Genomic DNA, 22,111 nt, shown 5'->3' with positions numbered 1-22,111 from the left:
CGAGGCGGGTCAGGGCGAAGGCGGTGGTGGGGCTGGTGGCGTGGGCGTCGTGGATGAGGATCTGGTCGGGGTTGGTGGTGGTGGTGTCCACGACGGTCAGGTCGCCGGTCGCGGGGTCGCGGATGACGCCTTTGGAGCCCAGGCCGTCGGGTGCGGGGGTGCCGAAGCGGATGGGTTGGCCGTGTTCGAGGCGGATGAGGGCCTCGTGGGCGGTCGCGGAGTCTTTGAGGGCGTCGAAGGCGCCGTCGTTGAAGATGTTGCAGTTCTGGTAGATCTCCACCAGTGCGGTGCCGGGGTGGTCGGCGGCGGCGCGCAGGACGGACTGGAGGTGTTTGCGGTCGGAGTCGATGGTGCGGGCCACGAAGCTTGCTTCGGCGCCGATGGCCAGGGAGAGGGGGTTGAAGGGGGCGTCCAGGGATCCCATGGGGGTGGACTTGGTGATCTTCCCGGTCTCCGAGGTGGGGGAGTACTGGCCTTTGGTCAGGCCGTAGATGCGGTTGTTGAACAGCAGGATCTTGAGGTTGACGTTCCTGCGCAGGGCGTGGATGAGGTGGTTCCCGCCGATCGAGAGGGCGTCGCCGTCGCCGGTGACGACCCAGACCGACAGGTCGCGGCGGGAGGTGGCAAGTCCGGTCGCGATGGCGGGGGCGCGGCCGTGGATGGAGTGCATGCCGTAGGTGTTCATGTAGTACGGGAAGCGGGAGGAGCAGCCGATTCCTGAGATGAAGACGATGTTCTCGCGGGCCAGGCCGAGTTCGGGCATGAAGGACTGGACGGCGGCCAGGACGGCGTAGTCGCCGCAGCCGGGGCACCAGCGGACTTCCTGGTCGGATTTGAAGTCTTTCATCGTCTGTGTGGCGGTGGCTTTGGGGACCAGGGTCAGGGCGTCAGTCATGGCCGAATCTCCTTCATGATCCCGGTGATGGCCTGGGCGAGTTGTTCGGCTTTGAAGGGCAGGCCGGTGACCTGGGTCAGGGAGCGGGTATCGACCAGGTAGGCGGCGCGCAGCAGGTGGGCGAGCTGGCCGAGGTTCATCTCGGGGACGATGACCTGCCGGTAGCCGGCCAGGGTGTGGGCGAGGTTGGCGGGGAAGGGGTTGAGGTGGCGCAGGTGGGCCTGTGCGATGGGTGTCCCGGTGCGGCGGATGCGCCGGACCGCGGCGGTGATCGGCCCGTAGGTCGACCCCCAGCCCAGCACCAGCGTCGTGGCCTCACCGGTGGGGTCGTCGACCTGGAGGTCGGGGACGGTGATGCCGGCGATTTTGGCCTGCCGGGTGCGGACCATCAGGTCGTGGTTGGCCGGGTCGTAGGAGATGTTGCCCGTGCCGTCCTGCTTCTCGATCCCGCCGATACGGTGTTCCAGGCCCGCGGTTCCGGGTACCGCCCAGGGCCGCGCCAACGTCTGCGGGTCGCGCAGGTAGGGCCAGAAGGTTTGCGTCCCGTCGGGGTCGGTGTGGTTGGGGGCGGTGGCGAAGTCCACCCGCAACTGGGGGAGTTCGCTGACCGCGGGGATGCGCCAGGGTTCGGAGCCGTTGGCGAGGTAGCCGTCGGAGAGCAGGAAGACCGGGGTGCGGTAGGCCACCGCGATACGGGCGGCTTCCAGGGCGGCGGTGAAGCAGTCCGCGGCGGTGGCCGGGGCGATCACCGGGACGGGTGCCTCACCGTTCCTGCCGTACATCGCCTGCAGCAGATCGGCCTGCTCGGTCTTGGTGGGCATGCCCGTCGAGGGGCCGCCGCGCTGGATGTCGACCACCAGCAGCGGCAACTCCAACGACACCGCGAGCCCGATCGTCTCGGACTTCAGCGCGACCCCGGGACCGGAGGTCGTGGTGACCGCCAGTGCCCCGCCGAACGCCGCGCCCAGGGCCGCGCCGATCGCGGCGATCTCGTCTTCGGCCTGGAAGGTCCGCACCCCGAAGTTCTTGTGGCGGGACAGTTCGTGGAGGATGTCGGAGGCCGGGGTGATCGGGTAGGAGCCCAGGAACAGCGGCAGGCCCGACTGCTTCGATGCGGCGATCAGCCCGTAGGACAGGGCCAGATTCCCCGAGATGTTCCGGTAGGTGCCCGGCGGGAATGCCGCCGACGCCGGTGCGACCTCGTAGGACACCGCGAAGTCCTCGGTGGTCTCCCCGAAATTCCAGCCCGCCCGGAATGCCGCCACGTTCGCCGCCGCGATATCCGGCTTCTTCGCGAACTTCCGCAACAGAAACGCTTCGGTGCCCGCGGTCGGGCGGTGATACATCCACGACAGCAATCCCAGAGCGAACATGTTCTTCGCCCGCTCGGCGTCTTTCCGTGCGAGGCCGGAGTCTTTGAGGGCCTCCAGGGTCAGTGTCGTCAAGGGCACCCGGTGGACCGCGAAGCCGGCCAGCGAGTCGTCGTCCAGCGGGCTGGCCGACCAGCCGACCTTCGCCAGCGCCCGCCGGGTGAACTCGTCGGTGTTCACGATGACCTCCGCACCCCGCGGCAGATCACCCAGATTCGCCTTCAACGCCGCCGGATTCATCGCGACCAGCACATCCGGTGCGTCCCCCGGGGTGAGGATGTCATGGTCCGCGAAATGCAACTGGAACGACGACACCCCCGGCAACGTCCCCGCGGGCGCCCGGATCTCCGCCGGGAAATTCGGCAACGTCGACAGATCATTACCGAACGACGCCGTCTCCGACGTGAAACGATCACCCGTGAGCTGCATACCATCACCGGAATCACCAGCGAACCGGATAATCACCCGGTCCACGCTCTGGACCTTCTTGGCGGTCCTGACCGATGCGTCGGGCACGGTGGCGGGCAATGTGTGCTCCGCCTCTTCGACCTGGCTGGTCACGTTACTGGGCCTCCTGAAGCAGCAGCTGCCCCCGCTGGGCAGCACTGGCCGGACCGGCCGCCCCCGGCTGGGGCCTCGGGGCGGACCGGTCCTGATCCTCGCGCCGGGCCGCGGTCCTTACCGCGGCCGGCTTGTTCACTCACCGCCTTTGAGCCGCATCCTGACCAGGCCCTTGCTGGCGTTGATCATGCGCGGGCCGATCTCCGGCGGGGCCTCGCGGCGGCACCAGACGGCGTTGCGCGCCATCTTGCCGGGGGACATGTTGAAGCAGCGGGTGTCGCGCTCGCCGAGCCGGAAGGAGGGTGCGATGAAGTCGGCGTTCCTGATGTGCTCCAGGATCCGGTGGGCGGCGGCGGTCGCCTCGGTCTTGCCCTCGTCGACCAGCTGGCACTGCTCGCGCACCAGCCGGCCCATGTCGTTGAAGCCGGGGCTCACCGGCAGCGGCGATCCGGGGTACTTCGTCTGCTCCAGCTCCAGGAAGACGTCGTCCCTGCCGGTCTTGATGAACCGGTAGTAGGCGTCCTCCAGCATGACGTTGCCGAGCATGGTGCCCAGCATCCAGGTGCGGTTGACGGCGTTCCACAGCTCGTAGTTGCGGAAGCCGACGAAGGAGCTGTAGACGATGTCGTCGTGGAAGTCGAACAGCCCCTGCTGCAGGGCGTCGACGTAGCCGAAGCGCTCCTGCGACCAGTCGCCGTCGCGGGAGGCGGCGATCAGCCGCCAGCCCAGCGCGTTGACCACTTCGAGGGTGTTGGTCAGGCCGCGTGAGTAGAGCGCGTCGATGAAGCCGGCCGCGTGCGAGGTGAGGCAGTAGCGCTCGCCGACCACCTGGTTCGCCGAGTACTGCAGCCGGCCGGTGGACACCCAGGGGCGTACGGCCTTGGCGCCCTCGAACTGCCAGGCGATCTCGGGGAAGCGCTTGAGGAAGTCGGCGAACTCCTGCTCGGCGCTCAGTTCGCCCTTGGGGTACTTGCGCGGATCGAGGGTCAGGCCGACGCTGCACAGCGGGTTCTGCGCGTTCTCGTGGTTGTCGAACGGGATGACCCACAGCCAGCCGCCGTCGAAGACGTGGTGCAGGGTGCCGTTGTGCCACGGGTTGGGCTTGTCGTGCAGTTTCGCGGCGGGCGCGTCGTCGAACCGCTTGACGCCGATCATGTGGGTGAACATCGCCCGGGTGTGGGTCTTGGCGCGGGTGGGTGTCTCGCGCAGGCCGAAGCGCTCGGCGAGCGGCGAGCGGAAGCCGCTGCCGTCCACGACGTACTTGGCGCGGAATTCCTCGCCGCTGTCGGCGCGCAGCACCGCCCCGGTCGCCGGGTCGATGTCGACGTCGGAGATCCGGGTGGCGAGCCGGGCGTGGGCGCCGTACTTCACCGCGACGTTGAAGAGGTACGCGTCGATGTCCTGGCGGAACAGGTGGGTCTCGGTCCTGATCGCCGAGGGCACCACCAGCTGGTTGATCTCCTGCGGGTTCTGCGCCTCGCCCTCGCGGTGGTAGACGAAGCCGAAGTTCTGCTTCTGGCCGCAGCTGCGGGTGACGTGCTTCTGGATGCCCTTGAAGCTGGACAGCGGCATCAGCTCGGGCACCTGGTAGCGGTCGGCGAGCAGCCGGGTCATGCCGGAGGTGTACGGGATGGTCGACTCGCCGACGGCGAACCTGGGGTGGGTGCCCGCGTCGAGCAGGAGCACCCGCACGCCGTTGCGGGCGAGCACCGCCCCGAGGAGGCCGCCGGCCATGCCGCTGCCCAGGATGGCCACGTCGAATTCGTTGCTGCGCGGGTGGGCGGAGCTGGATTGCTGCACGTCCCTCACCTAGCCTTCCTTGTCAACAGGTCTGCCGGTCGGTTACGGCCGCCAGCGTGCTTTCCGCCGGCAGCTGGGTTCGGGTGGTGACGCCGAGCTTGCGGAAGATCCTGGTGAGGTGCTGCTCCACCGTGCTGACGGTGACGACCAGCTTCTGCGAGATCTCCTTGTTGGTGTGGCCCCGTGCGGCGAGCACGGCGACCCTGCGCTCGGCGCCGCTGAGCTGGGCGATCGCGGCGAGCCTGCTGTCGCGCTCCCCCGCCGGGGAGTCGCTGCCGGCGAGTTCCGCCACCAGTTCGCGCTCCAGCGGTACGGCGCCGGCCTCGCGGGCCAGCCGGAGCGCGGACTCGCGGGGGGCGCGGGCCCGTCCAGGACGGCCGGACTCGGCGTGGGCGCGGCCGAGGTCGGCCAGGGCGCCGGCCAGCTGCAGCCGGTCGCCGCAGATCTGCAGCACCTCGACGGCCTCGCTGAGCAGCGGCACCCGGGCGGCCGGCGGGCCTGCCGCGGCGAGCACCCGCAGCGACATGCCGCGGGCGCGGCTGGGCCGCAGGTCGACCATGTCCATCTGCTCGCGGGCCAGCGTGTAGGCGCGGCCCTGGTCGCCGAGCATCACATGGGCGCGGGCCGCCTCGCTGCGCCAGGGCACGAGCGTGGGCTGGTCGAAGCCCCAGCGGGCCATCAGGTCGCCGCAGGCCATGAAGTCGTCGAGGGCGGCGTAGGGGCGCCCGGTGGCGAGGTGGTAGGAGCCGCGGGCCTGCAGGAAGTACAGGCCGAAGCGGCTGGAGAACATCCCCTCGGGGAAGGAGAACTGCAGGTACGCCGCGGCCGCCTCGAAGTCGCCGGTGTCGGTGGCGGCCTGTACGAGGTTGGCCAGCGGGCCGCCGATGCAGACACCCCAGCTGTCGGCGGGCACCTGGGCGAGCGCGGCCTCGGCGAGCAGCCGGGCGCGGGCCGGGCGGCCCTCGCGCAGGGCGATGCCGGCCCGCAGCGAGGAGAATTCGGCGACCCACAGCGGGACGTGGCGGGCGCGTGACTCCTCGAGCCAGTGGTCGCACCAGCTGCCCGCGGCGTCGAGCCGGTCGGAGAAGCCCAGCGCGGCGACCGCGCACATGAGCCACTCCTGGGTGTTCTTGCCCAGCCGCATGGCCCGCATGGCCTCCTCGGCGACCGAGGCGACGGCGTCGTCGGGGCCGTGGGCGAGGACGTGCGACAGGGCGGCGGCGCCGCGTACCCGCGGGTCCTCGTCGGAGCGGGAGCGGTGGCCGGCGTCCAGGACGGGCCGGCGGGCGCCGCGGCCCTGCTGGGTGACCAGCACCGGATACGACGCGGACAGCAGCTCGCGGGTGGCGCGTACCTCCACCGCCCAACCGGGGTCGGACAGTTCCTCGCGTTCGACCATCCGCTGGACGGCGTCGACGGCCTCGTCGAAACGGCCGTGCCACAGCAGGTACTTGGCGAGCATCAGGGCATGCCGGTCGGGCAGCCGGCCGTCGCGGAGGGCGACGGCGAGTTCGCCGAGGTGCGGGGCGCTGATGGACGGGTTGAGCGCCCACGCGGTGGAGGCGAGCAGCGCCTTGAGGCAGACCTGCTCGCCTTCGTCCACGCAGATCCGCAGGGCCGCGTCGAGGCAGGCGTGCGCCTCGGAGGTGCGGTTGCCGGCCAGATGCCTCTCCGCCGCCTCGCGCAGCACCGTGCCGGCCCAGGGCTGGGATATCTCGTCGCAGGCCAGCAGATGGCTGGCGACGCGGGTGACGGCGGCGCCCTCGTGGTAGAGCAACTGGGCGGCGCGCTGGTGCAGTTCGCAACGCTCGGCGGCGCTGAGGCTGTCCAGGACGGCCTGCCGGGCGGCGGGGCCGCGCAGCCGGCGGCCGGTGAGCAGGCCGGCGGAGTGCAGTGCCTGCTCGGCCCGCGCGATCTCGGCGGGCTCGCCGTCGAGCAGGGCGCCGGGGAGCACCAGGCCGTCGCTGAGGTCGCCGTCGAGGATGCCGAGGACCTGGGCGAGCCGCAGCAGCGGGGTGCGGCCGCGGTGCAGCAGGCTCAGGTACATGTCGCGGTACGCCTCGCCGCAGGACAGCCGTACGTCGGCGGCGTGCCGGTGGCCCGGGGCCGCCCCGAGGTTGTCCTCGGCCAGTGCCCGTACCAGCAGCGGGTTGCCGCCGCTGGCCGCGTGGCATTCCGCGCCCAGCTCGGCGGCGGCGAGAGCGCCGAGGTGGTCGGCGATCAGCCCGCTGACGCCGGCGGGGGTCAGCGGGCCGAGGGTGATGCGGCGGTAGTTGGGCTGCCGCATCAGTTCCGCCCGCAGCCGCGGGTAGACCGGCCGGGACAGCGGGCACTCGGTGAGGGCCAGCGCGATCCTGGACGACCGCAGCTGGCGTACGAGTTGCAGGAGCCAGTAGAGGGAGATGTCGTCGGCGAGCTGGATGTCGTCCACGCAGAGCAGCACCGGGGTGTGCTCTGCGGTGTCGAGCACCCAGAGCACCAGGCGGCGCAGGGCCTCGGTGACGGCGGGGTGCAGTGCCGCCTCCTCGGCCCCGGCCTCCTGGTCGGCGAACGGCGGGAAGGCACCGACCCGCTCCAGCAGCGGCGAGACACCGGCGGTGTCCCCGTCCGGGCCGCCGGAGAGCGGGGCGGTGCACCGGAGCAGCTGGTTGAGCACCCCGCCGGGCGAGCGCTGCTCGGCCGCCGAACACACCGCGTCCAGAACGACGTAGCCCTGCTCCGAGGCCCGCTTGAGCAGTGTGGTCAGCAGCTCGGACTTGCCGCATCCCATGGCGCCACTGATCAGGACCGCGCCGCCGGTGCCGGCCGCGCACTCGGTGAGCAGGCCGTCGATCTCCGCGAGTTCCGCGGTGCGTTCGATGAGCCGCATCGGTGCTCCTCCCCGTGCTCTGGCCGTCAGGCCGACGGAACTTCCTGGGCCTCCGGCAGGCGGACACTGGGGGCTTCCGGCACCACGACAGGACGGTGGTAGATCCGGTTCAGCAGCGGTCCCGTCATCATCGTGGTGACGACGGCCATCACGACCATCAGCGAGTACAGCGGGCCGTCCAACAGGCCCAGTTGCTTGCCGACGCCGAGGATCACCAGTTCGGTCAGGCCGCGGGTGTTCATCAGCGCGGCCAGCGCGCAGGCCGGTCTGGGCGGCAGTTTCAGCAGCCGGGCGACGACGTAGGTGCCGCCGAACTTGCCGACCATCGCGACCAGCAGGATGACGCCGAGCTCGCCGGCCTGGGTGGCGCCGAAGTGCCGCAGGTCCACGCCGAGGCCGGCCACCATGAAGTAGACCGGCAGCAGCAGTCCGGAGATCCGCCCGATGTGGTCGGTGATCTCGGTGTGGAAGGCGTGCACGGCCGTCCCCTTGGGGGTGACGAGGCCGAAGATGAAGGCGCCGAAGATGAAGTGCAGGCCCATCGCCTCGGTCGCCGCGGCCGACAGCAGGATGCCGACCAGCACCACGAGGACCGCGCTGGGGTTCTGCGGCCGCAGCGCGGTGCCGTTGCCGACCAGCCAGCTCAGCACCGGTCGTACGATCAGGATGATGACCAGCAGGTAGGGGATGGCCAGGATCAGCCGCCAGTGGTGGCCGCCCTCGGCGGCGACGGCCTGGACCCCGGCGAGTCCGGTCCAGGCCAGCACGTCGACCATGGCGGCGGTGGCCAGCGCGATGCCGCCCAGCGTGGTGCGGGACAGGCCGCGGTCGGTGAGGATCCGGGCCAGGACCGGGAAGGCCGTCACCGACACCGACAGGCCGATGAAGACGATGAAGGTGCCGTGCCGGTCGGCCGGGTGGTTGTGCAGCAGGTAGAACGCCATGCCGATGCCCAGCGAAAACGGCACCAGCATGGAGCCGAGCGCGGTGCCCGCGGTCAGCCAGCCGCGGCCGCGCAGATGCCGGCTCTCGATCTCCAGGCCGACGGTGAACATGAACAGAGCGACGCCGACGTCGGCCATTCCGGTCAGCAGCGGGCGTACGCCCATCGGGAAGAGCGTGTTGACGGTGCCGCCCAGAAGTGTGGGACCGAGCAGAATCCCGCCGAGGATCTCACCGATCACCGCAGGCTGCCCAAAACGGGCGACAAGTCTGCCGACCACCCGGGCGACGATCACGATTAAGGCGAGGTCAACGAATAGAAGTTGTACTTGATGGCTCGACATAGCGTGGCCCTCTCAGTTGCCGTGGAGCATCTGACTTCATCGCACGCTGCCGGCCGCGGAACAACCTTGTCAGGCATTCGACTCGGCACCCGTTGATTCTTCCGGGAGCGCCTAAAGAGCGTCTATACGCCCACTGGAAGCCGCTGACCTGCGAATACGTGCCGGATCCGGCGGATTCGCAAGGATGAAGAAGACACCGGGGGCGCAGAGATGCAAGGATCAACTCCGCCACACCGGTTCATCACCGCCTCTATAGCACAGAGCGTGACGGGAACTCACGGGGGACTCTGGGATGCAACATGTTATTTGCGTGCCGATAATCGGCGCGAAATAAATGATTTACCCGAGTACTTCCTTATGCGGTCGTGCGCCACTCTGGCTGCCCCGTCGGTTTGTGAGTATTTCGAATGAACCCTCACGACCTGGGAGTGTTTCATGGAGTACATAGTTCAGCGCGCAGTGGCAGTCATCCGGGAGAAGTACGGAGAGCCGCTCACCCTCGACGAACTGGCGCAAATGGTGCTTGTCAGCAAGTTCCACTTCCTGCGCTCCTTCCGGCGGACCACCGGGGTCACCCCGGGGCGCTTTCTGAGCGCCGTCCGGCTCGCCGAGGCGAAACGCCTGCTTCTCGACACCTCGCTGAAGGTGTCGGACATCTCGGCGCAGGTCGGTTACAGCAGTATCGGCAGCTTCACCCGCAGGTTCACCGAATCCGTGGGCCTGCCGCCGACGCAGTACCGGCAGTCGGCGACCGCGGTCCCGCTGCCCCACCCGCAGCGGCCGGCGAGCACCGGCAGGAACAGCGTCTCGGGTTATGTGAGACCGTGGCGAACCGGTCGCACGGAGGTTTTCGTCGGGCTGTTCGACAGCCCGATCCTCCAAGGCAGACCAGCGGTCTGCGCGGTATTGGAGGCGCCGGGCCCTTTCCGGCTCACCGGGGTTCCCGCGGGCACGTGGTTCCTGCACGCGGCCACCCTGCCGGAACCAGGTGCCGCCGGCTGTCGCACCAGACAATGGCGACAGCCGGTCCAACTGGTGGACTGTACGGGCGCACTGACCATGCGGGACCAGGACGCGGTGACGGCCGAGCGGCACGAGCGGGTCATCCTGTCCCCTCGCCCCGCGGAGTGGTTCCGGCCACCGGTGCTGCTCGCCCTGCCGCACCAGATGCCTGGCGTCACCACCCCCCGCAAGCTGCTCACCGGCTACCGCGAGCCCTCCGCGACCGCGGTGTAGTCCGCCGCCTGCCGGGCGTACGGGACCCTGCGGGCGGCCGCGCCGGCCGCAGGGGACTGCCTGACCTGCGGCCGCAGCTCGGGTCGCGGATCGGCCGTCTGCCAGCGTTCGACGCCCGCCGGAGCGGCCGTCATCGAGCGCAGCAGTTGCACACTCCCCGGCACCGTCCGGGGCATCAGCGCGGGGTGCCCGTTGAGTATCTGCTCGTGCAGCGCGCTCAGTTCGGGACCCGGCTCGACCCCCAGCTCGGCCATCAGCAGCTCCCTGGTCTCCCGGTAGACGCCCAGCGCGTGGGCCCGCCTTCCGCACCGGTAGAGCGCCAGCATCAGCAGCGAGCGCAGCCGCTCACGCAGCGGCTCCCGGCCGACGTGGCCGACCAGCGCCGGGATCACCTGGTTGTGCCAGCCGGCGGTGAGCAGCAGATCCGCCCACTCCTCCACGGCCATCAGCCGGGACTCGGTCAGTCGCACTCGCTCGATCTCGGCGAAGGGCCCGGGCACATTGGCGTACGCGTCCCCGTGCCACAGCGCGAGCGCGCGCTCCAACTGGCCGATGGCCGCCTCCGCCTGGCCGTTCGCCAGCAGGCTGCGGGCGGCGGTGTGGTGCCGGGTGAAGAGCTGGGCGTCGACGGCCTCGGCCGGTAGTCGCAGGCTGTAGCCGCCGCTCGCCGAGACCAGGACGCCGCCGGACTTGCGGCGGCCGCGGGCCGGATCGAGCACCCGCCGCAGACCGGCCACGTAGGTGTGCACGCCGCTGGCCGCGGACTGCGGCAGCTCACGGCCCCACACCCCGTCGACGATCTGCTCCACGCTGACGATCTCGCCGAGCCGGCCGGCCAGCAGGCCGAGCACGGCCCGCTGCTTGGGAGGGCCGAGCGACACCTCCTCACCGTGCCGCCAGAAGCGAATGGGCCCCAGTAATTCCAGCTGCATGATCCCCCGTCCAGATCCCGTCGCTCTTTCAAGTAGACACCACAAGGGTGCGTGCGGGACACCCCGTACGCATCGCCCGGATTGCTCAGTTCCGTTCGACAACTGTGGGCCTGAGACTCCTTGACCTCACACATAGCACGTGGTTATCGTGACCGAGTTGTCACGTGCGGCCCAATACGGGGAGGCTGAGCACGGGTGCGGACCGAGATCGAATGGGTGGTTCAAGGCATTCATGAGGGCTTTGACGGCAACCTGTCCATCGCCGACTTCGGGCGTATGGCCAGGCTGAGCCCCTGCCACATGGCCAGGCTGTTCCACCAGGAGACCGGACTGACTCCTTCCGGTTTCCTGCTCGCAGTACGGATGGAGCAGGCCCGCCGCAAGCTGCTCCGCTCCGAGCGGAGCATCGCGGACATCGCCGATGAGGTCGGCTACGCGAGCCTCGGGGCGTTCACCTCGCGGTTCACCAAGGTTGTCGGTGTTTCGCCGGGAAAGTACCGGCGGCTCAGCTCGCTCGGCAGCTCCATCGTCGACATGGTGGCGGGCGCCGAGACGACGCACTTCACGTACGGCTCGGTGACCGGGCGTACCAGGCGCGGTGACGGTCTGCTGCGTGAGCCCGTCTATCTGGCCGCGTTCCCGGTGTCGCTCAACGGCCACAAGGCCACCCGGTGCTGCCGCAGCGGCAACTCGACGGACTTGTGGAACATCGCGCACATTCCCTCGGGAATGTGGATGGTCGAAGCGGTTTCCCGGACGGTCGGCGGCGGCAGGTACGACGTCGTCGTCGGCCAGGCGGGACCGTTTCAGATTGATCCGGGAAGCGTTGTGAACGTTGACGTGATATTGACGGCGCCGACGAAATTCCGGGCAGTGGAAGCCGACCGGGCGCAACTCGGACTCGCCGTTCCCAATCTCTTCGGCTGCTAGCCCCCGTGCATGGCATGCATTGGCCGCGCACGGGTATACGAGCGCCGTAGAAAGCCCAGCAACCAGGGAGATGCCACTTCCGTTCCTCCGGCCAAGAATCGACTCGGACTCCTATGTCCAGTCGACTCCTTTGTCCAGTTGGTCGCGAGGCCTGGAGGATCTGTGGGCACAATCGGTGGACATGCGGTCGTCGTCGGCGGCTCGATGAGCGGACTGGTCTCGGCCGCCGTGCTGTCGGCCAGATTCGACCGCGTCACGGTCATCGACCGCGACACCCTGCCCGACGACGCGAGCGACCGCCGCGGCGTTCCGCAGAGCGGCCACGCGCACGCGCTGCTGATCAGCGGCCGGCAGGTGCTCGACCGGGTCTTCCCCGGGCTGACCGACGAGCTGATCCAGGGCGGCGCCGTGCCCTACGACGCCGGCTCCGACCTGCTCTTCCACCAGATGGGCGCGCTGCGGGCCAGGTTCAGCAGCGGCAAGCTCGGCATCAGCCTGACCCGGGCGTATCTGGAGCACACCGTGAGGCAACGGGTCAGGGCGCTCCCCAACGTGACGGTACGCCACCAGGTCTCGGTCATCGACCTGCACGGCTCCCCCGGGCGGGTCTGCGGCGTCGTCCTCGACGGCGGCGAGATCCTGCGCTCCGACCTGGTGGTGGACGCGACCGGACGCAGCGGCGACCGCACCGACACCTGGCTCAGGCGGCTCGAATGCCCGGCGCCCGACGTCACCAAGCTCAAGGTCGACGTCGGCTACACCACCAGGGTGCTGCGCCGGGCGCCGGGCGACCGGATCGGCGGGGACGGCGGCGGGCTGCTCTACCTGATGTCCGCGGTGCCGCCGCACGACAAGCGCGCGGCGGCCGTCTTCGCCGTCGAGGGCGACCGCTGGATGGTGACCCTCGGCGGCTGGCACCGCTCCCACGCCCCGACCGACCCCGAGGGCTTCGCCGAGTTCGCCGAGAACCTCCCCGACCCGCACGTCGCCAAGCTCCTCGCCTCCTCCGAGCCGCTGGACGGGATGCGCGCCCACAAGTTCACCTACCCGCAGGCCAGGCGGCGCCACTTCGAGCGGCTGCGCGTCCTGCCCACCGGCTATGTCGCCCTGGGCGACGCCATCTGCAGCTTCAACCCGCTCTACGGGCAGGGCATGACCGTCGGGGCGATGGAGGCGGTGGCCCTCGGCGAGACCCTCGACGAGGAGGGCCGCGCGTCCGCGCGGATGGCGCGCGCGTACTACCGCAAGGCCGCCGCGGCCATCGCGACGCCGTGGCAGATGTCCACGGGCAGCGACTTCATGTACCCCGAGACGGTGGGGCCGCGGCCGCCCGGCACCGGGCTGGTCAACCGGTACGTACGCCGGCTCATGCTCGCCACGCATGTCTCCCAGGAGTCCCACCTCGTACTCCTCGACATGCAGCACCTGCTGGCCCGCCCGTCCTCCATTTTCCGCCCCGGCCCGGCGATCCGCTCCCTCCTCGCGGCCCGCCACTCCCCCGCCAACCCGGCGGACTGACGCCCGCACCGGGCCACCGGGCCCGCCCCCCCACCCCGCCGGCCGGTGGGGGGCGCACACCGGGACATGGCGCGCAGTTCCCCGCGCCCCTGTCCGCCGTGCGGGCGGAGGTGGGCTACTACTTGGCGCGGAAGCAGTCCGAGTAGACGGTGAAGTGGACGAGCGGCTCGTGGCCGTCGAGACCCTTCATCCAGGTCACGTCGATCTGCGTCTTCGTCGCCAGGTGGGTCGCCTGGATCTCCTGGTTCCTGTTCCTGCTGGAGTCCGGGCCGTTCTTCACCACCTTCCAGCCCTGCGGGGGAAGGCCTGCGGCGAGATCGGCCATCCCCTTGCCCAGGGTCGTGTTGTCCACCCCGTACAGGGACCAGGACTGCGCCATCTGACGGTCGGGGCCGTCCTCGTTGTCCTCGTCGCACGACATGTCCGTCGGGGTGCCCCTCGGCGGGGCTGCCTCGGTCGTCTTCCCCGTGACGTGCGTCATGCCCGCGACCGCTCTCGACTCGTCGGCGACCTGGGACTTGACCTCCCCCGGGTCGTGCTCGGGCGTGCTCGCCCCGCCTCCGCACCCCGCGGCCAGCGCGAGGACACCCGCGACCGTCACCGCCTGTGCCACGCGCGGCCTCACCGGCCGGCCTCCGGTGCCGGCACGAAGAAACGCGAGTTGACGGAAAAGGCGATCAGCGGTTCGTGGCCGTCGAGACCCTTCATCCAGCGGGCCTGGAGTTGGGCGTGCGTCGCCATGTGGGTGGCAAGGATCTCTCGGTTTCTGTTCGGGCTTGAGTCGGGACCGTCCCGCACCACCGTCCAGCCGCGTTCCGGCAAGTGTTCGGCGAGCGATGCCATTCCCCGCCCCAGCACGTCGTTGCCCACTCCGTACAGCGACCACAGGTGCGTGACGTTGTGAAAAGCATCGGGGTCCACGCCTGCGTCCCACGGCAACTCCAGCGGGCCGCCCTCGGTTATCCGGGCCCTGACTCGCGCCACGTCGAGTACGGCACTCGACAGTTCGGCGATCTCCTCTTTCACCGCACCGGCGGCACGGACCCGCGGCTCGTAGCCGAACTCTTCGGACACGTTGCTCATTTCCTCACTACCTCGGTGCTCCGTACGGCGACTCGTACACGAGTTGGGTGTCACCGTACCGACCCGTGATCACTGCGGCCTGGTTCGCCAGACTGACCGACGGCCGGTGGCCGTGCATGTTCCAGTACGCGCTGTGGTTGTCGGCGTCCGACTGCATCACGTTGCCGCCGAACGCCCGGTCGGTGGGGATGTTTCCTCCGCCACCGAGGCCCATGAAGCGGCCGCCGTCGCGGACCACGTGGTCGAGACCGCCCCCGCCCTCCGCCCACATGTGGGTGGGGTCCAGGCCGAGGTCACCGGGGTGCTCGGCCTGCATGCCCGGGCTACCGACCGCGATCACGTCGTCGACGGGCAGCGGGTCGGGTGTGCGGAAGTCGTTGTCGGGATCGTACTTCGCAGTGTCGCCGATAAGGGTGCTGCCGTAGCTGTGGCCGATGAGGGTGGTATGTCCGTGGCCCCCGGTGGCTGCCTGATGGGCTGCCGCGTTGCCGTCGAGGAAGCTGCGCAGCCGGGGCGCGCCGGAGTGCGCGTACGAGTCGCCAGTGGCCGCCGGGATGTCGTCAGGGGCGTTGTAGTCAAACCAGGTGATCGTGGAGACCGTGCCCGTCGGGTCCAGTTGACGGCTGGCCTGCCAAAGGTTCACCCCCCGGTTGATGTCACCGCCGATCTTGTCGAGCTTGGACGTCGTGCCGGGCACGTAGACGGCCGTGTGGTCGGCGGTGTCGGGATCACCGTTGGCCAGGATGACCTTCCCGTCGCCCTTCCCCTCAGGGTCGAACCCCAGGAGGTACGCCTCGGGAAGCCCGTCGGTGCCGGTGGCATCGAAACGGTCCTGTATGGCGTTCATCCCGTTCACCCGGCCTCGGACATGCGCCAGATCGCGGTACCTGTCGCCGTACAGCGCATTCCACACCGTCCATTCGGGGGTGTGCACCCCGCGGCCCGACGGGTCCGCTATGTCGGCCCACACCTCCTGAGGCGGCGGCGGGACCGAGTCCAGTTGCGTCTGGTACTTACCGCGGGTCTCGGCCAGGACCGTGCGGTTGGCATCGTCGCGCACGGTCGCGGGCAGGCCGTCGAGGGCGCCGATCCGGTCGGGGTAGGCGGCAAGGTAGTCGGCCCGCTCCTGGGGCGACAGGCTCTTCCACCAGTCCGCGTTGTCCCGCGGCGTGCCGTTGCCGGGCGGCGGCTTGAGGTGGCTGAGGTAGGACGCGGCGTCCCTCTCGACGCCCTGCATGTCCTTCTGGGCGTCGGCCCAGTCCGCCGCCGAGACCGTCAGATCGTCGTCGGCCATCAGCTTGCGCAACTGCGGCGCCCACTTCTCGTCGGCCGAGGTGGCCTCGCGCAGCGCGTCGGAGATCCGCTCGGCGATGTCCTGGGCCACGGCGTGATGCGGGTTGGGGTCGAAGTGGGCGGCCTGGTGGGAGATCGCGCGGGCGGCGGGATCCGCCACGCTCGTCGCCGTACCGCCCGCGACGGGCTTTCCCTTGTCCTCGCCACCCTCCGGGTACGCGACCGAGCCGTCGTCTCCGACGGTGAACCCGTGGGTCGCCGCGTCCGCGACGGCCGCGTCGAACTTCGCCTTGGCCGGACCGATATCGGAGACGAAGGCCCGCAAGGCCGTGCTGACCAGGCCGCATTCCACCCGTATGTAGTGGAAGTTCAGTGCAACCTCGCTGAGTTGGCGGTGGGCCGCGTCCGCGCCGACGCCTGCCAGCCCTGCGACCCGCATCTTCGCGCTGATGCCGTTCTCGATGTCGCCCCCGCCCTGGTCGGCCATGTCGCTCAGCGCGCGGTAGCCATCGGCCAGGCCCTCGAACTGGGGGGTCTTGAGGAAGTGGAGAGCCGGTACGTCCACGGATCAGGCCCCCAGGCTCTGACCGCCGACGGCCGGGGTGTCCTGGTAGCCGTCGTCCAGCCTGTCGAACTCCGACCTGATCACGTCGTCACTGACGCATAGCGTCGCGCCTGCGGCCTCCAACTGCTTCTGCAGGGCGGCGCACCGGGCCAGCAGGCTGCTGACGTAGCCGCTCCAGGTGGGATGCAGCTCGGCCTGGGCCGACAGCGTCTCGAAGGTGGAGTCGGTGAACTGGAGGCTGGTGTCCATGCCCTGCTGTGCCTCGTAGAGCCTGGTGCCCGCCTGCGCCAGGTTCTCGGCCAGCGTCCCCACGCCCTTCGCCGCCGCCTTCCACGCGGCGATGTCGGAGGCCATGCCCGCATCACCGCCGGTGGCGTCGGGCGTGCCGCCACCACCCCCGCCGGCGTCCGCGTGCGCCGGCGTCAACACCGGCCCGCCGGCCACCTCCCGCTGGATCCCGGCCCACTCCGCTTCGAACGTCACGGCCCCCACCCCTCCCCGCCCACACGTCACTTCAGGTGATCCGCTCCCCCAAACTACCCGGCGGCGTAGGGGTCGGGGCATGAGTAGCCGTACTCAGTTCACCCCTTCCGCCGGGCTCGGCGGCGCGTCGGGGGCGGGCTCGGGCGGCGAGTGCATGGGGCGGGTCGTCCGCGAGCCGGGCCGGGCGGGCGGTCCGCTGGGGTGTCCTGGGCTGTGCCTAGGGCGCGGGGAAGACGGTGAGGTGGCCGTCCGGGGTGTGGCGGCCCCGGAGGGAGGCGTGGAGGACCGGGCCCGGGTCGGGGTTGAAGGCGCGGCCGGGGGCGTGGTGGAAGACGCGGTCGAAGGCCAGGGCCGGGCCGACCGCGCAGACCTCGCCGATGCCGCCGGGGAGTGCCGCGCCGCGCTCGTCGAGGATCTGGATGCGTACGCCGGCGACGGCGCCGCCGACGTTCAGGCCCCGGCGCCGGCCGGAGCCGGTGGCCACCGGCTCGCCCGGGTGGGAGAGGTCGAGCGCGGTCCACGGCAGCGCCCCGCCGGCCGGCGCGAACTCCGCCCACAGCCGGGACGTGGGGAGCAGCGCCCGGTGCCGCGCCGCGAGTTCCGCCGGGCAGGGGTCGCCGACGAGGACGACGGTGCGCGGCCCGGCCGCGCCGGGGACCAGCAGCCGGTCGTACTGCTGCGGGGTGAGCACGGCGACCGGCGAGCGGGTCAGCGGTCCCTCGGGCGGCCCGCAGTAGAGCGTGCCGGCCGACGCGACGGCCCACCACATCGCGGCGAGGGTCACCGGGCCGCAGGGGGCGGGCTGGCGGATCTCGACGCCGTGCTCGGCGGCACCGACCCGCTGGATGCGGGCGGCGGCGGCCAGTTGCCAGGCGCGGTGGTCGATGAGTTCGCCGGTCGGTCCGGGCACGGTGTCCGTACCGGGGGCGAGCAGGAGATACGCCGGGTCGATCGGGCTGGACCTGGGCAGCGAGTCGTCGGGGCGTACGGCCTCGGCGCGCTGCCAGGTGGCGGGGTCGTCCATGGGCACCACCAGCTGGATGCCCTTCCAGGCGGCCCGGTGGGCCTGGCCGCACAGGACGGTCCGCGCCCCGCTGAGCGCGGCGATGTCCCGCAGCGCCGCGTCCGGTGTGCCCGCGGGCACCGGGACGACCACCCCGCCGGCCTTGAGCACCGCCAGTTGCGCCACCAGTGACCGGCGGTGGTCGACGCAGGAGACGATGACGGGGTCGCCGAGCTGTACGCCGCCGAGCACCAGCAGCGACGCGAGCTGTCGGGCGCGCTGCTCCGCGCCCCGGTAGGTGAGCCGGCCCGAGCCGACCCGGACGGCGGTGTGGTCGGGCCTGCGGGCGGCGACCCTGGCGAACATCGCGTCGAGGGTCAGCTGCGCGGCCGTGGCGGCGGTCAGCTGGAGCGGGCGTTCCGCGGACCGGGGAGCCGGTGGTGCGACCGTGGCGGTCGCCCGGTCAGGAGATGAAGTCATAGGAGAGGTGGACGTCCTGCCCGGACTCGGCCCATGCCCCGTAGCGGCGCATGCCGTACAGCAGCGGCCACTGCGAGGACAGCTGGGTGACGGCGACGGCCGCGCCCATGACCACCGCGTGGTCGCCGATCTCGTGCACGTCGGCGACGCGGCAGTCGGCGATGGTGTGCGCCGCCTCGACCAGGTGCGGGCCGCAGGCGGGGTCCTGCATCGCCCAGCGGGTCCGCTCGAAGCGGTCGGTGGCGCCGGAGGCGAAGAGCTCCGCGGTGCTCCGGGCGGCCTGGTGCAGCAGGTTGATGGTGTACGCACCGCTGTCCAGGACGGCCTGCAGGGTCGGGCTGCCGCGCCGCAGGCAGACCAGCAGGGTCGGCGGGTCGAGGGCGACGCTGCACAGCGAGGTGCAGGTCATCCCCCACGGTACGCCGTCGGGTGCCAGCGAGGTGATGACCGACACGCCGGTCGGAAACGCGCTCATCAGCGGACGTATGTCCGGTATCGGTTGCTGCGTCATGAGCCGGAGCCTTCCTGACGGGTTCACACGGTGCTGGGGTGGAACGCCTGGCGGCCGGCCTGGGCCGGTTGCAGCGCCTGGTGGATCTCCTGGACGAGCCGGGCCGCGAAGTCGGGGAAGGCCGGGCCCAGGAAGTGGAAGTGCCCGCCGTCGAAGACCAGCCGGGCGAACCGCGCCCGGGTCTGCGCGACCCAGCCGGGCAGGGTGCCGGGCGGCGCGACGTGGTCGTCGGTCGCACCGATCGCGGTGAGCGGTATGCCGAGCGGCGGCCGTGCGGGGTCAGGGCGGTAACCGGCCACCGCACGCAGGTCGTTGCGTACGAGGTGCAGGAAGCGCTCCCGGAAGTCGGGGAGTTCCTCGATCCGCGGGTGCATGCCGCCCATCAGGGTGAGCCGCCGCATCAGTTCGTCGTCGGGAAGGTCGGTGTCGGGCAGGCCGTCGGGCACCCGGTGGCCGGGCGCGGCCCTGCCGGACACGCCGAGCCACGCGGGGGCCGCGCCGTCCGCCTCCAGCAGGCGGGCCGTCTCGTGCGCGACGACCGCGCCGAGGCTGTGGCCGAACAGGGCCAGCGGCGTGCCGGCCGCCCAGGGGCGTATCCGGTCCGCGGTCCAGGCCGCGAGGTGCGCCATGTCGGCGAGCGGCGGCTGGGTGTGGCTCTTGCCGCGCCCCGGCAGGTCGAGCAGCAGCAGGTCCCAGTCGCGCGGCAGCAGCCGGCTCAGCGGGAAGTACGCGGCCGCCGAGCCGCCGGCGTGGTGGATCACCACCAGCCGCAGCCGCGGTTCCGCGACGGGCCTGGGGCGGACGAAGGCGGCCGCGGCGTCCTCGGGGCGGGACGCCACCGCCTGGCGGCCGTTCATCGGGCGGCCTGCGCCCGGTCGGCCAGGGCGGTGTCGGTGATGTCCCTGGCGAGCGTGCCGAGCAGTTCGGTCAGCGGCAGGTCGAGCGGCAGCTCCTCGGCGGTCAGCCCGAAGGTGTAGTGCTCTTCGACGCGGGTGATGAACAGCGTCGAGATGAAGGAGTCGCCGCCGCCGTCCAGGAAGGACAGCGCCGGGTCGAGCGGCTCGTCGGAGTGCAGCACCTCCTGCAACTGGCCGAGCAGGAAGGCCTCGACGGCCGCGGTGTCCACCGGGTCGGGTGCGTCCGTGCCGCGGGTCGCGGGACCGGCGCCGCCGTCGCGGGCGGCGCCGCCCATCGCGGGCTCGTCGATCCAGAAGCGGCGCCGCTGGAAGGGGTACGTGGGCAGGTCGCCGAGCAGCCGCGCGGCGGGTGGCCGTAGCGCGTCGAACCGCAACTCGGCGCCCGCGGCGTACAGTTCGCCGAGCGCGGCGAGCAGCATCCGGTGCGCGTCCTGCGGCCGGCCGCCGGTCAGCGGCGTCTCGTGGCGCTCACCGCCGGACTGCCAGCGCAGCCGGGCCGGGCCGCCGTCCTGCCTACCGAGGGCGATCCGCAGACCGAACCGGCCGAGCAGCGCGGCCAGTTGCCCGGCCGGGGACCCGCCGTCCGCCGGCCCGGGGAAGGCCCGGACGAGGACGCCCACCGCCGCGGACAGCGCGCCGGCGTCGGCGCCCGGGAGCAGGGTCACCTCGCGCGGCGCCGCGGTGCGGTCGGCCCGCGGCGCCGGGGCCCCGTCCGACAGGCCCTCGACGGCCGCGTCCAGCTCGTCGGCCAACTCCGCGGCGCTGCTGCCGGTGACGGCGAGCCGCACCGGGTGGGCGGCCCGGCCGCAGCGCAGGGTGTGGCACAGCGAAGCGGTCTGCCCGGGGTCGCCCTTGCGGAGCCGGTCGGCGAGCCGCCCGGCGAGGATCGCGAGCGCCGCCGGGTCCTTCGCGGAGACGGTGAGCAGGTCAGGACCGCCGTCCTCGATGTCCTCGCCGGACGCCGGCTGCCCGCCGCGTGCGGCCGGTTCGTACGCCTCCAGGAGGGCGTGCGCGTTGGTGCCGCTCATGCCGAAGGAGTTGACGCCGGCGATCCGCCGCGGCAGCTGCTCGGGCCAGGGCTGGTTGGCGCGCGGCACGGTGAAGCCCGTGGTCTCCCAGGGGATGTGCGGGTTGAGCGGGCCGTCGTCCTCCCCCGCCGCGGCCGGGATCTCGCCGTGCCGCAGCATCAGCACGGTCTTGATGAGCGCGGCGATGCCGGAGGCGGCCTCCAGGTGGCCGAGCCGGGACTTGACGCTGCCGATCGGCAGCGGGAAGCCGCGCTGCCGCACCGCCTCGCCGATCACCCCGTCGAGCGCGCCGACCTCGATGGGGTCGCCCAGCGCGGTGCCGGTGCCGTGCGCCTCGATCCAGCCGATCTCCGCCGGGTCGACGCGGGCGTCGGCGAGCGCGGCGCGGATCACCTCCTGCTGGGCGGGGCCGTTGGGGGCGGTGAGCCCGGAGGCGGCGCCGTCGTGGTTGACGGCGGTGCCGCGCAGCACGGCGAGCACCGGGCGGCCCTCCCGCTCGGCGTCGGCCAGCCGCATCAGGACCAGCACGCCGACGCCCTCGCCGCGGCCGTAGCCGTCGGCGGAGGCCAGGAAGGACTTCGACCTGCCGGTCGGGGACAGCGCCCTGGTCTGGCTGAGCGAGACCATCAGGTTCGCGGACAGCAGCAGGTTGGAGCCGCACAGCAGCGCGTAGCGGCACTCGTCGTTGCGCAGGCCGCGGGCGGCCAGGTGCAGTGCGGTCAGCGACGAGGAGCAGGCGGTGTCGACGCTGAGGACGGGGCCGCTGAAGCCCATCACGTGGCTGATCCGTCCGGCGCCGAAGCACAGCCCACCGCCGGTGGTGTAGTACGGGTCGATGCCGGTGGTGTCCTCGCGGTCCTCCAGGCGCTCCAGGTACTCCGACGCCATCATGCCGAGGTAGACGCCGACGTTGAGCCGGTCGGCGCGGCGTACCGGCACCGCGGCGCGCTCCAGCGCCTCCCACGCGGTCTCCAGCAGCATCCGCTGCTGCGGGTCGAGGAGTTTCGCCTCGCGCTGGGAGATGCCGAAGAAGTCGGCGTCGAAGTGGGCGATGTCGTCGAGGAAGCCGGCCTGGTCGACGTAGGAGCGGCCGGGCTTGCCCGGCACCGGGTCGTAGACGGCCCGCAGGCCGGGGCGGTCCGCGGGGATCGGCCGGTAGGCGGTGCCGTCGCCGCGCAGGAAGTCCCAGTAGGAGTCCGGCGAGTCGAGCCCGCCGGGCAGCCGCAGCGCCATGCCGACCACGGCCAGCGGGGCGTGCCGCTCGTCCTCCAGCTCGCGGATTCTGGCCTGGAGGCGGCGGGAGTGCTTCAGCTGGTCCTCCATCAGCCGGCGGATCTGATCGGCGTCCATG

The 22,111-nt window shown here is 71.4% G+C and carries 17 protein-coding genes; 3 read left to right on the top strand and 14 right to left on the bottom strand.

All coding sequences use genetic code 11. The features are described from left to right. The 5 genes from BUE44_RS15340 to BUE44_RS15320 all read right to left on the bottom strand — a co-directional run. Nucleotides 1-895: 2-oxoacid:ferredoxin oxidoreductase subunit beta (locus BUE44_RS15340; protein WP_073492191.1), on the bottom strand; the 895-nt coding region annotated here is incomplete at its 3' end. Then, nucleotides 892-2,793, bottom strand: a complete 1,902-nt coding sequence (locus BUE44_RS15335) for a 2-oxoacid:acceptor oxidoreductase subunit alpha (protein WP_235002173.1) — start codon at nucleotides 2,791-2,793, stop codon at nucleotides 892-894. The genes BUE44_RS15340 and BUE44_RS15335, both read right to left, overlap by 4 nt. A gap of 168 nt (nucleotides 2,794-2,961) precedes the next feature. Further along, nucleotides 2,962-4,626, bottom strand: coding sequence for an NAD(P)/FAD-dependent oxidoreductase (locus BUE44_RS15330; RefSeq protein ID WP_073498507.1), 1,665 nt, complete (start codon nucleotides 4,624-4,626; stop codon nucleotides 2,962-2,964). 22 nt (nucleotides 4,627-4,648) lie between these two features. Continuing rightward, entirely contained in the window at nucleotides 4,649-7,495 is a 2,847-nt protein-coding gene (locus tag BUE44_RS15325; protein WP_073498458.1) for a helix-turn-helix transcriptional regulator, read from the bottom strand. Nucleotides 7,496-7,521: 26 nt separating this feature from the next. Further along, nucleotides 7,522-8,718 carry a cation:proton antiporter domain-containing protein gene (locus BUE44_RS15320; RefSeq protein ID WP_235002168.1) on the bottom strand — a complete coding sequence of 399 codons (1,197 nt, stop codon included), beginning with the start codon at nucleotides 8,716-8,718 and terminating at the stop codon, nucleotides 7,522-7,524. Between the two features lie 498 nt (nucleotides 8,719-9,216). Here BUE44_RS15320 and BUE44_RS15315 point away from each other — a divergent pair, with 498 nt between their 5' ends. Beyond that, nucleotides 9,217-10,017 (top strand): helix-turn-helix domain-containing protein, encoded by an 801-nt coding sequence (locus tag BUE44_RS15315; RefSeq protein WP_079189759.1) that lies wholly within the window; start codon nucleotides 9,217-9,219, stop codon nucleotides 10,015-10,017. On the opposite strand, the gene BUE44_RS15310 is transcribed toward BUE44_RS15315, so the two are convergent. Then, nucleotides 9,987-10,949: an AfsR/SARP family transcriptional regulator gene (locus BUE44_RS15310; protein ID WP_079189758.1), complete on the bottom strand. Its 963-nt coding sequence runs from the start codon at nucleotides 10,947-10,949 to the stop codon at nucleotides 9,987-9,989. The two genes, BUE44_RS15315 and BUE44_RS15310, sit on opposite strands and share 31 nt — an antisense overlap. A gap of 195 nt (nucleotides 10,950-11,144) precedes the next feature. Here BUE44_RS15310 and BUE44_RS15305 point away from each other — a divergent pair, with 195 nt between their 5' ends. Beyond that, nucleotides 11,145-11,879 (top strand): helix-turn-helix domain-containing protein, encoded by a 735-nt coding sequence (locus BUE44_RS15305; protein WP_073498450.1) that lies wholly within the window; start codon nucleotides 11,145-11,147, stop codon nucleotides 11,877-11,879. A 162-nt stretch (nucleotides 11,880-12,041) separates the two neighbouring features. Further along, complete coding sequence (locus BUE44_RS15300) at nucleotides 12,042-13,397, top strand: FAD-dependent oxidoreductase (RefSeq protein WP_143172511.1); 1,356 nt, start codon at nucleotides 12,042-12,044, stop codon at nucleotides 13,395-13,397. Nucleotides 13,398-13,515: 118 nt separating this feature from the next. Here BUE44_RS15300 and BUE44_RS15295 read toward each other — a convergent pair whose 3' ends face one another. The 8 genes from BUE44_RS15295 to BUE44_RS15260 form a co-directional block, all read right to left on the bottom strand. Next, the gene (locus BUE44_RS15295) at nucleotides 13,516-14,010 is read right to left on the bottom strand and encodes a hypothetical protein (RefSeq protein ID WP_143172510.1); all 495 of its coding nucleotides are present in this window, start codon (nucleotides 14,008-14,010) and stop codon (nucleotides 13,516-13,518) included. An 8-nt stretch (nucleotides 14,011-14,018) separates the two neighbouring features. Continuing rightward, nucleotides 14,019-14,480, bottom strand: coding sequence for a hypothetical protein (locus tag BUE44_RS15290; protein WP_073498443.1), 462 nt, complete (start codon nucleotides 14,478-14,480; stop codon nucleotides 14,019-14,021). 7 nt (nucleotides 14,481-14,487) lie between these two features. After that, nucleotides 14,488-16,338, bottom strand: a complete 1,851-nt coding sequence (locus tag BUE44_RS15285) for an alpha/beta hydrolase (RefSeq protein ID WP_073498441.1) — start codon at nucleotides 16,336-16,338, stop codon at nucleotides 14,488-14,490. A 3-nt stretch (nucleotides 16,339-16,341) separates the two neighbouring features. Further along, complete coding sequence (locus tag BUE44_RS15280; protein ID WP_143172509.1) at nucleotides 16,342-16,821, bottom strand: hypothetical protein; 480 nt, start codon at nucleotides 16,819-16,821, stop codon at nucleotides 16,342-16,344. Between the two features lie 217 nt (nucleotides 16,822-17,038). Then, nucleotides 17,039-18,304 (bottom strand): AMP-binding protein, encoded by a 1,266-nt coding sequence (locus tag BUE44_RS15275; RefSeq protein ID WP_073498436.1) that lies wholly within the window; start codon nucleotides 18,302-18,304, stop codon nucleotides 17,039-17,041. Further along, the gene (locus BUE44_RS15270) at nucleotides 18,288-18,779 is read right to left on the bottom strand and encodes a flavin reductase family protein (RefSeq protein WP_235002167.1); all 492 of its coding nucleotides are present in this window, start codon (nucleotides 18,777-18,779) and stop codon (nucleotides 18,288-18,290) included. Before BUE44_RS15270 ends, BUE44_RS15275 begins: the two co-directional genes overlap by 17 nt. A gap of 59 nt (nucleotides 18,780-18,838) precedes the next feature. Next, nucleotides 18,839-19,672 carry a thioesterase II family protein gene (locus BUE44_RS15265; protein WP_073498432.1) on the bottom strand — a complete coding sequence of 278 codons (834 nt, stop codon included), beginning with the start codon at nucleotides 19,670-19,672 and terminating at the stop codon, nucleotides 18,839-18,841. Continuing rightward, entirely contained in the window at nucleotides 19,669-22,110 is a 2,442-nt protein-coding gene (locus tag BUE44_RS15260; RefSeq protein ID WP_073498430.1) for a polyketide synthase, read from the bottom strand. Before BUE44_RS15260 ends, BUE44_RS15265 begins: the two co-directional genes overlap by 4 nt. Between the last annotated feature and the right edge of the window lies 1 nt (nucleotide 22,111).

It is taken from the genome of Actinacidiphila paucisporea, assembly GCF_900142575.1.
GTDB classification, from domain to species: Bacteria; Actinomycetota; Actinomycetes; order Streptomycetales; family Streptomycetaceae; genus Actinacidiphila; species Actinacidiphila paucisporea.
The sequence above is the reverse complement of the archived record's forward strand: the minus strand, read 5'-3'. Positions and strand labels throughout refer to the sequence as shown.

Excerpts from the sequence above, each read along its gene's own strand:
- BUE44_RS15310 (WP_079189758.1), bottom strand. The coding sequence starts at position 10,949 with ATGCAGCTGGAATTACTGGGGCCCATTCGCTTCTGGCGGCACGGTGAG.
- BUE44_RS15275 (WP_073498436.1), bottom strand. The coding sequence starts at position 18,304 with ATGACTTCATCTCCTGACCGGGCGACCGCCACGGTCGCACCACCGGCT.
- BUE44_RS15270 (WP_235002167.1), bottom strand. The coding sequence starts at position 18,779 with ATGAGCGCGTTTCCGACCGGCGTGTCGGTCATCACCTCGCTGGCACCC.
- BUE44_RS15325 (WP_073498458.1), bottom strand. The coding sequence starts at position 7,495 with ATGCGGCTCATCGAACGCACCGCGGAACTCGCGGAGATCGACGGCCTG.
- BUE44_RS15315 (WP_079189759.1), top strand. The coding sequence starts at position 9,217 with ATGGAGTACATAGTTCAGCGCGCAGTGGCAGTCATCCGGGAGAAGTAC.
- BUE44_RS15265 (WP_073498432.1), bottom strand. The coding sequence starts at position 19,672 with ATGAACGGCCGCCAGGCGGTGGCGTCCCGCCCCGAGGACGCCGCGGCC.
- BUE44_RS15290 (WP_073498443.1), bottom strand. The coding sequence starts at position 14,480 with ATGAGCAACGTGTCCGAAGAGTTCGGCTACGAGCCGCGGGTCCGTGCC.
- BUE44_RS15260 (WP_073498430.1), bottom strand. The coding sequence starts at position 22,110 with ATGGACGCCGATCAGATCCGCCGGCTGATGGAGGACCAGCTGAAGCAC.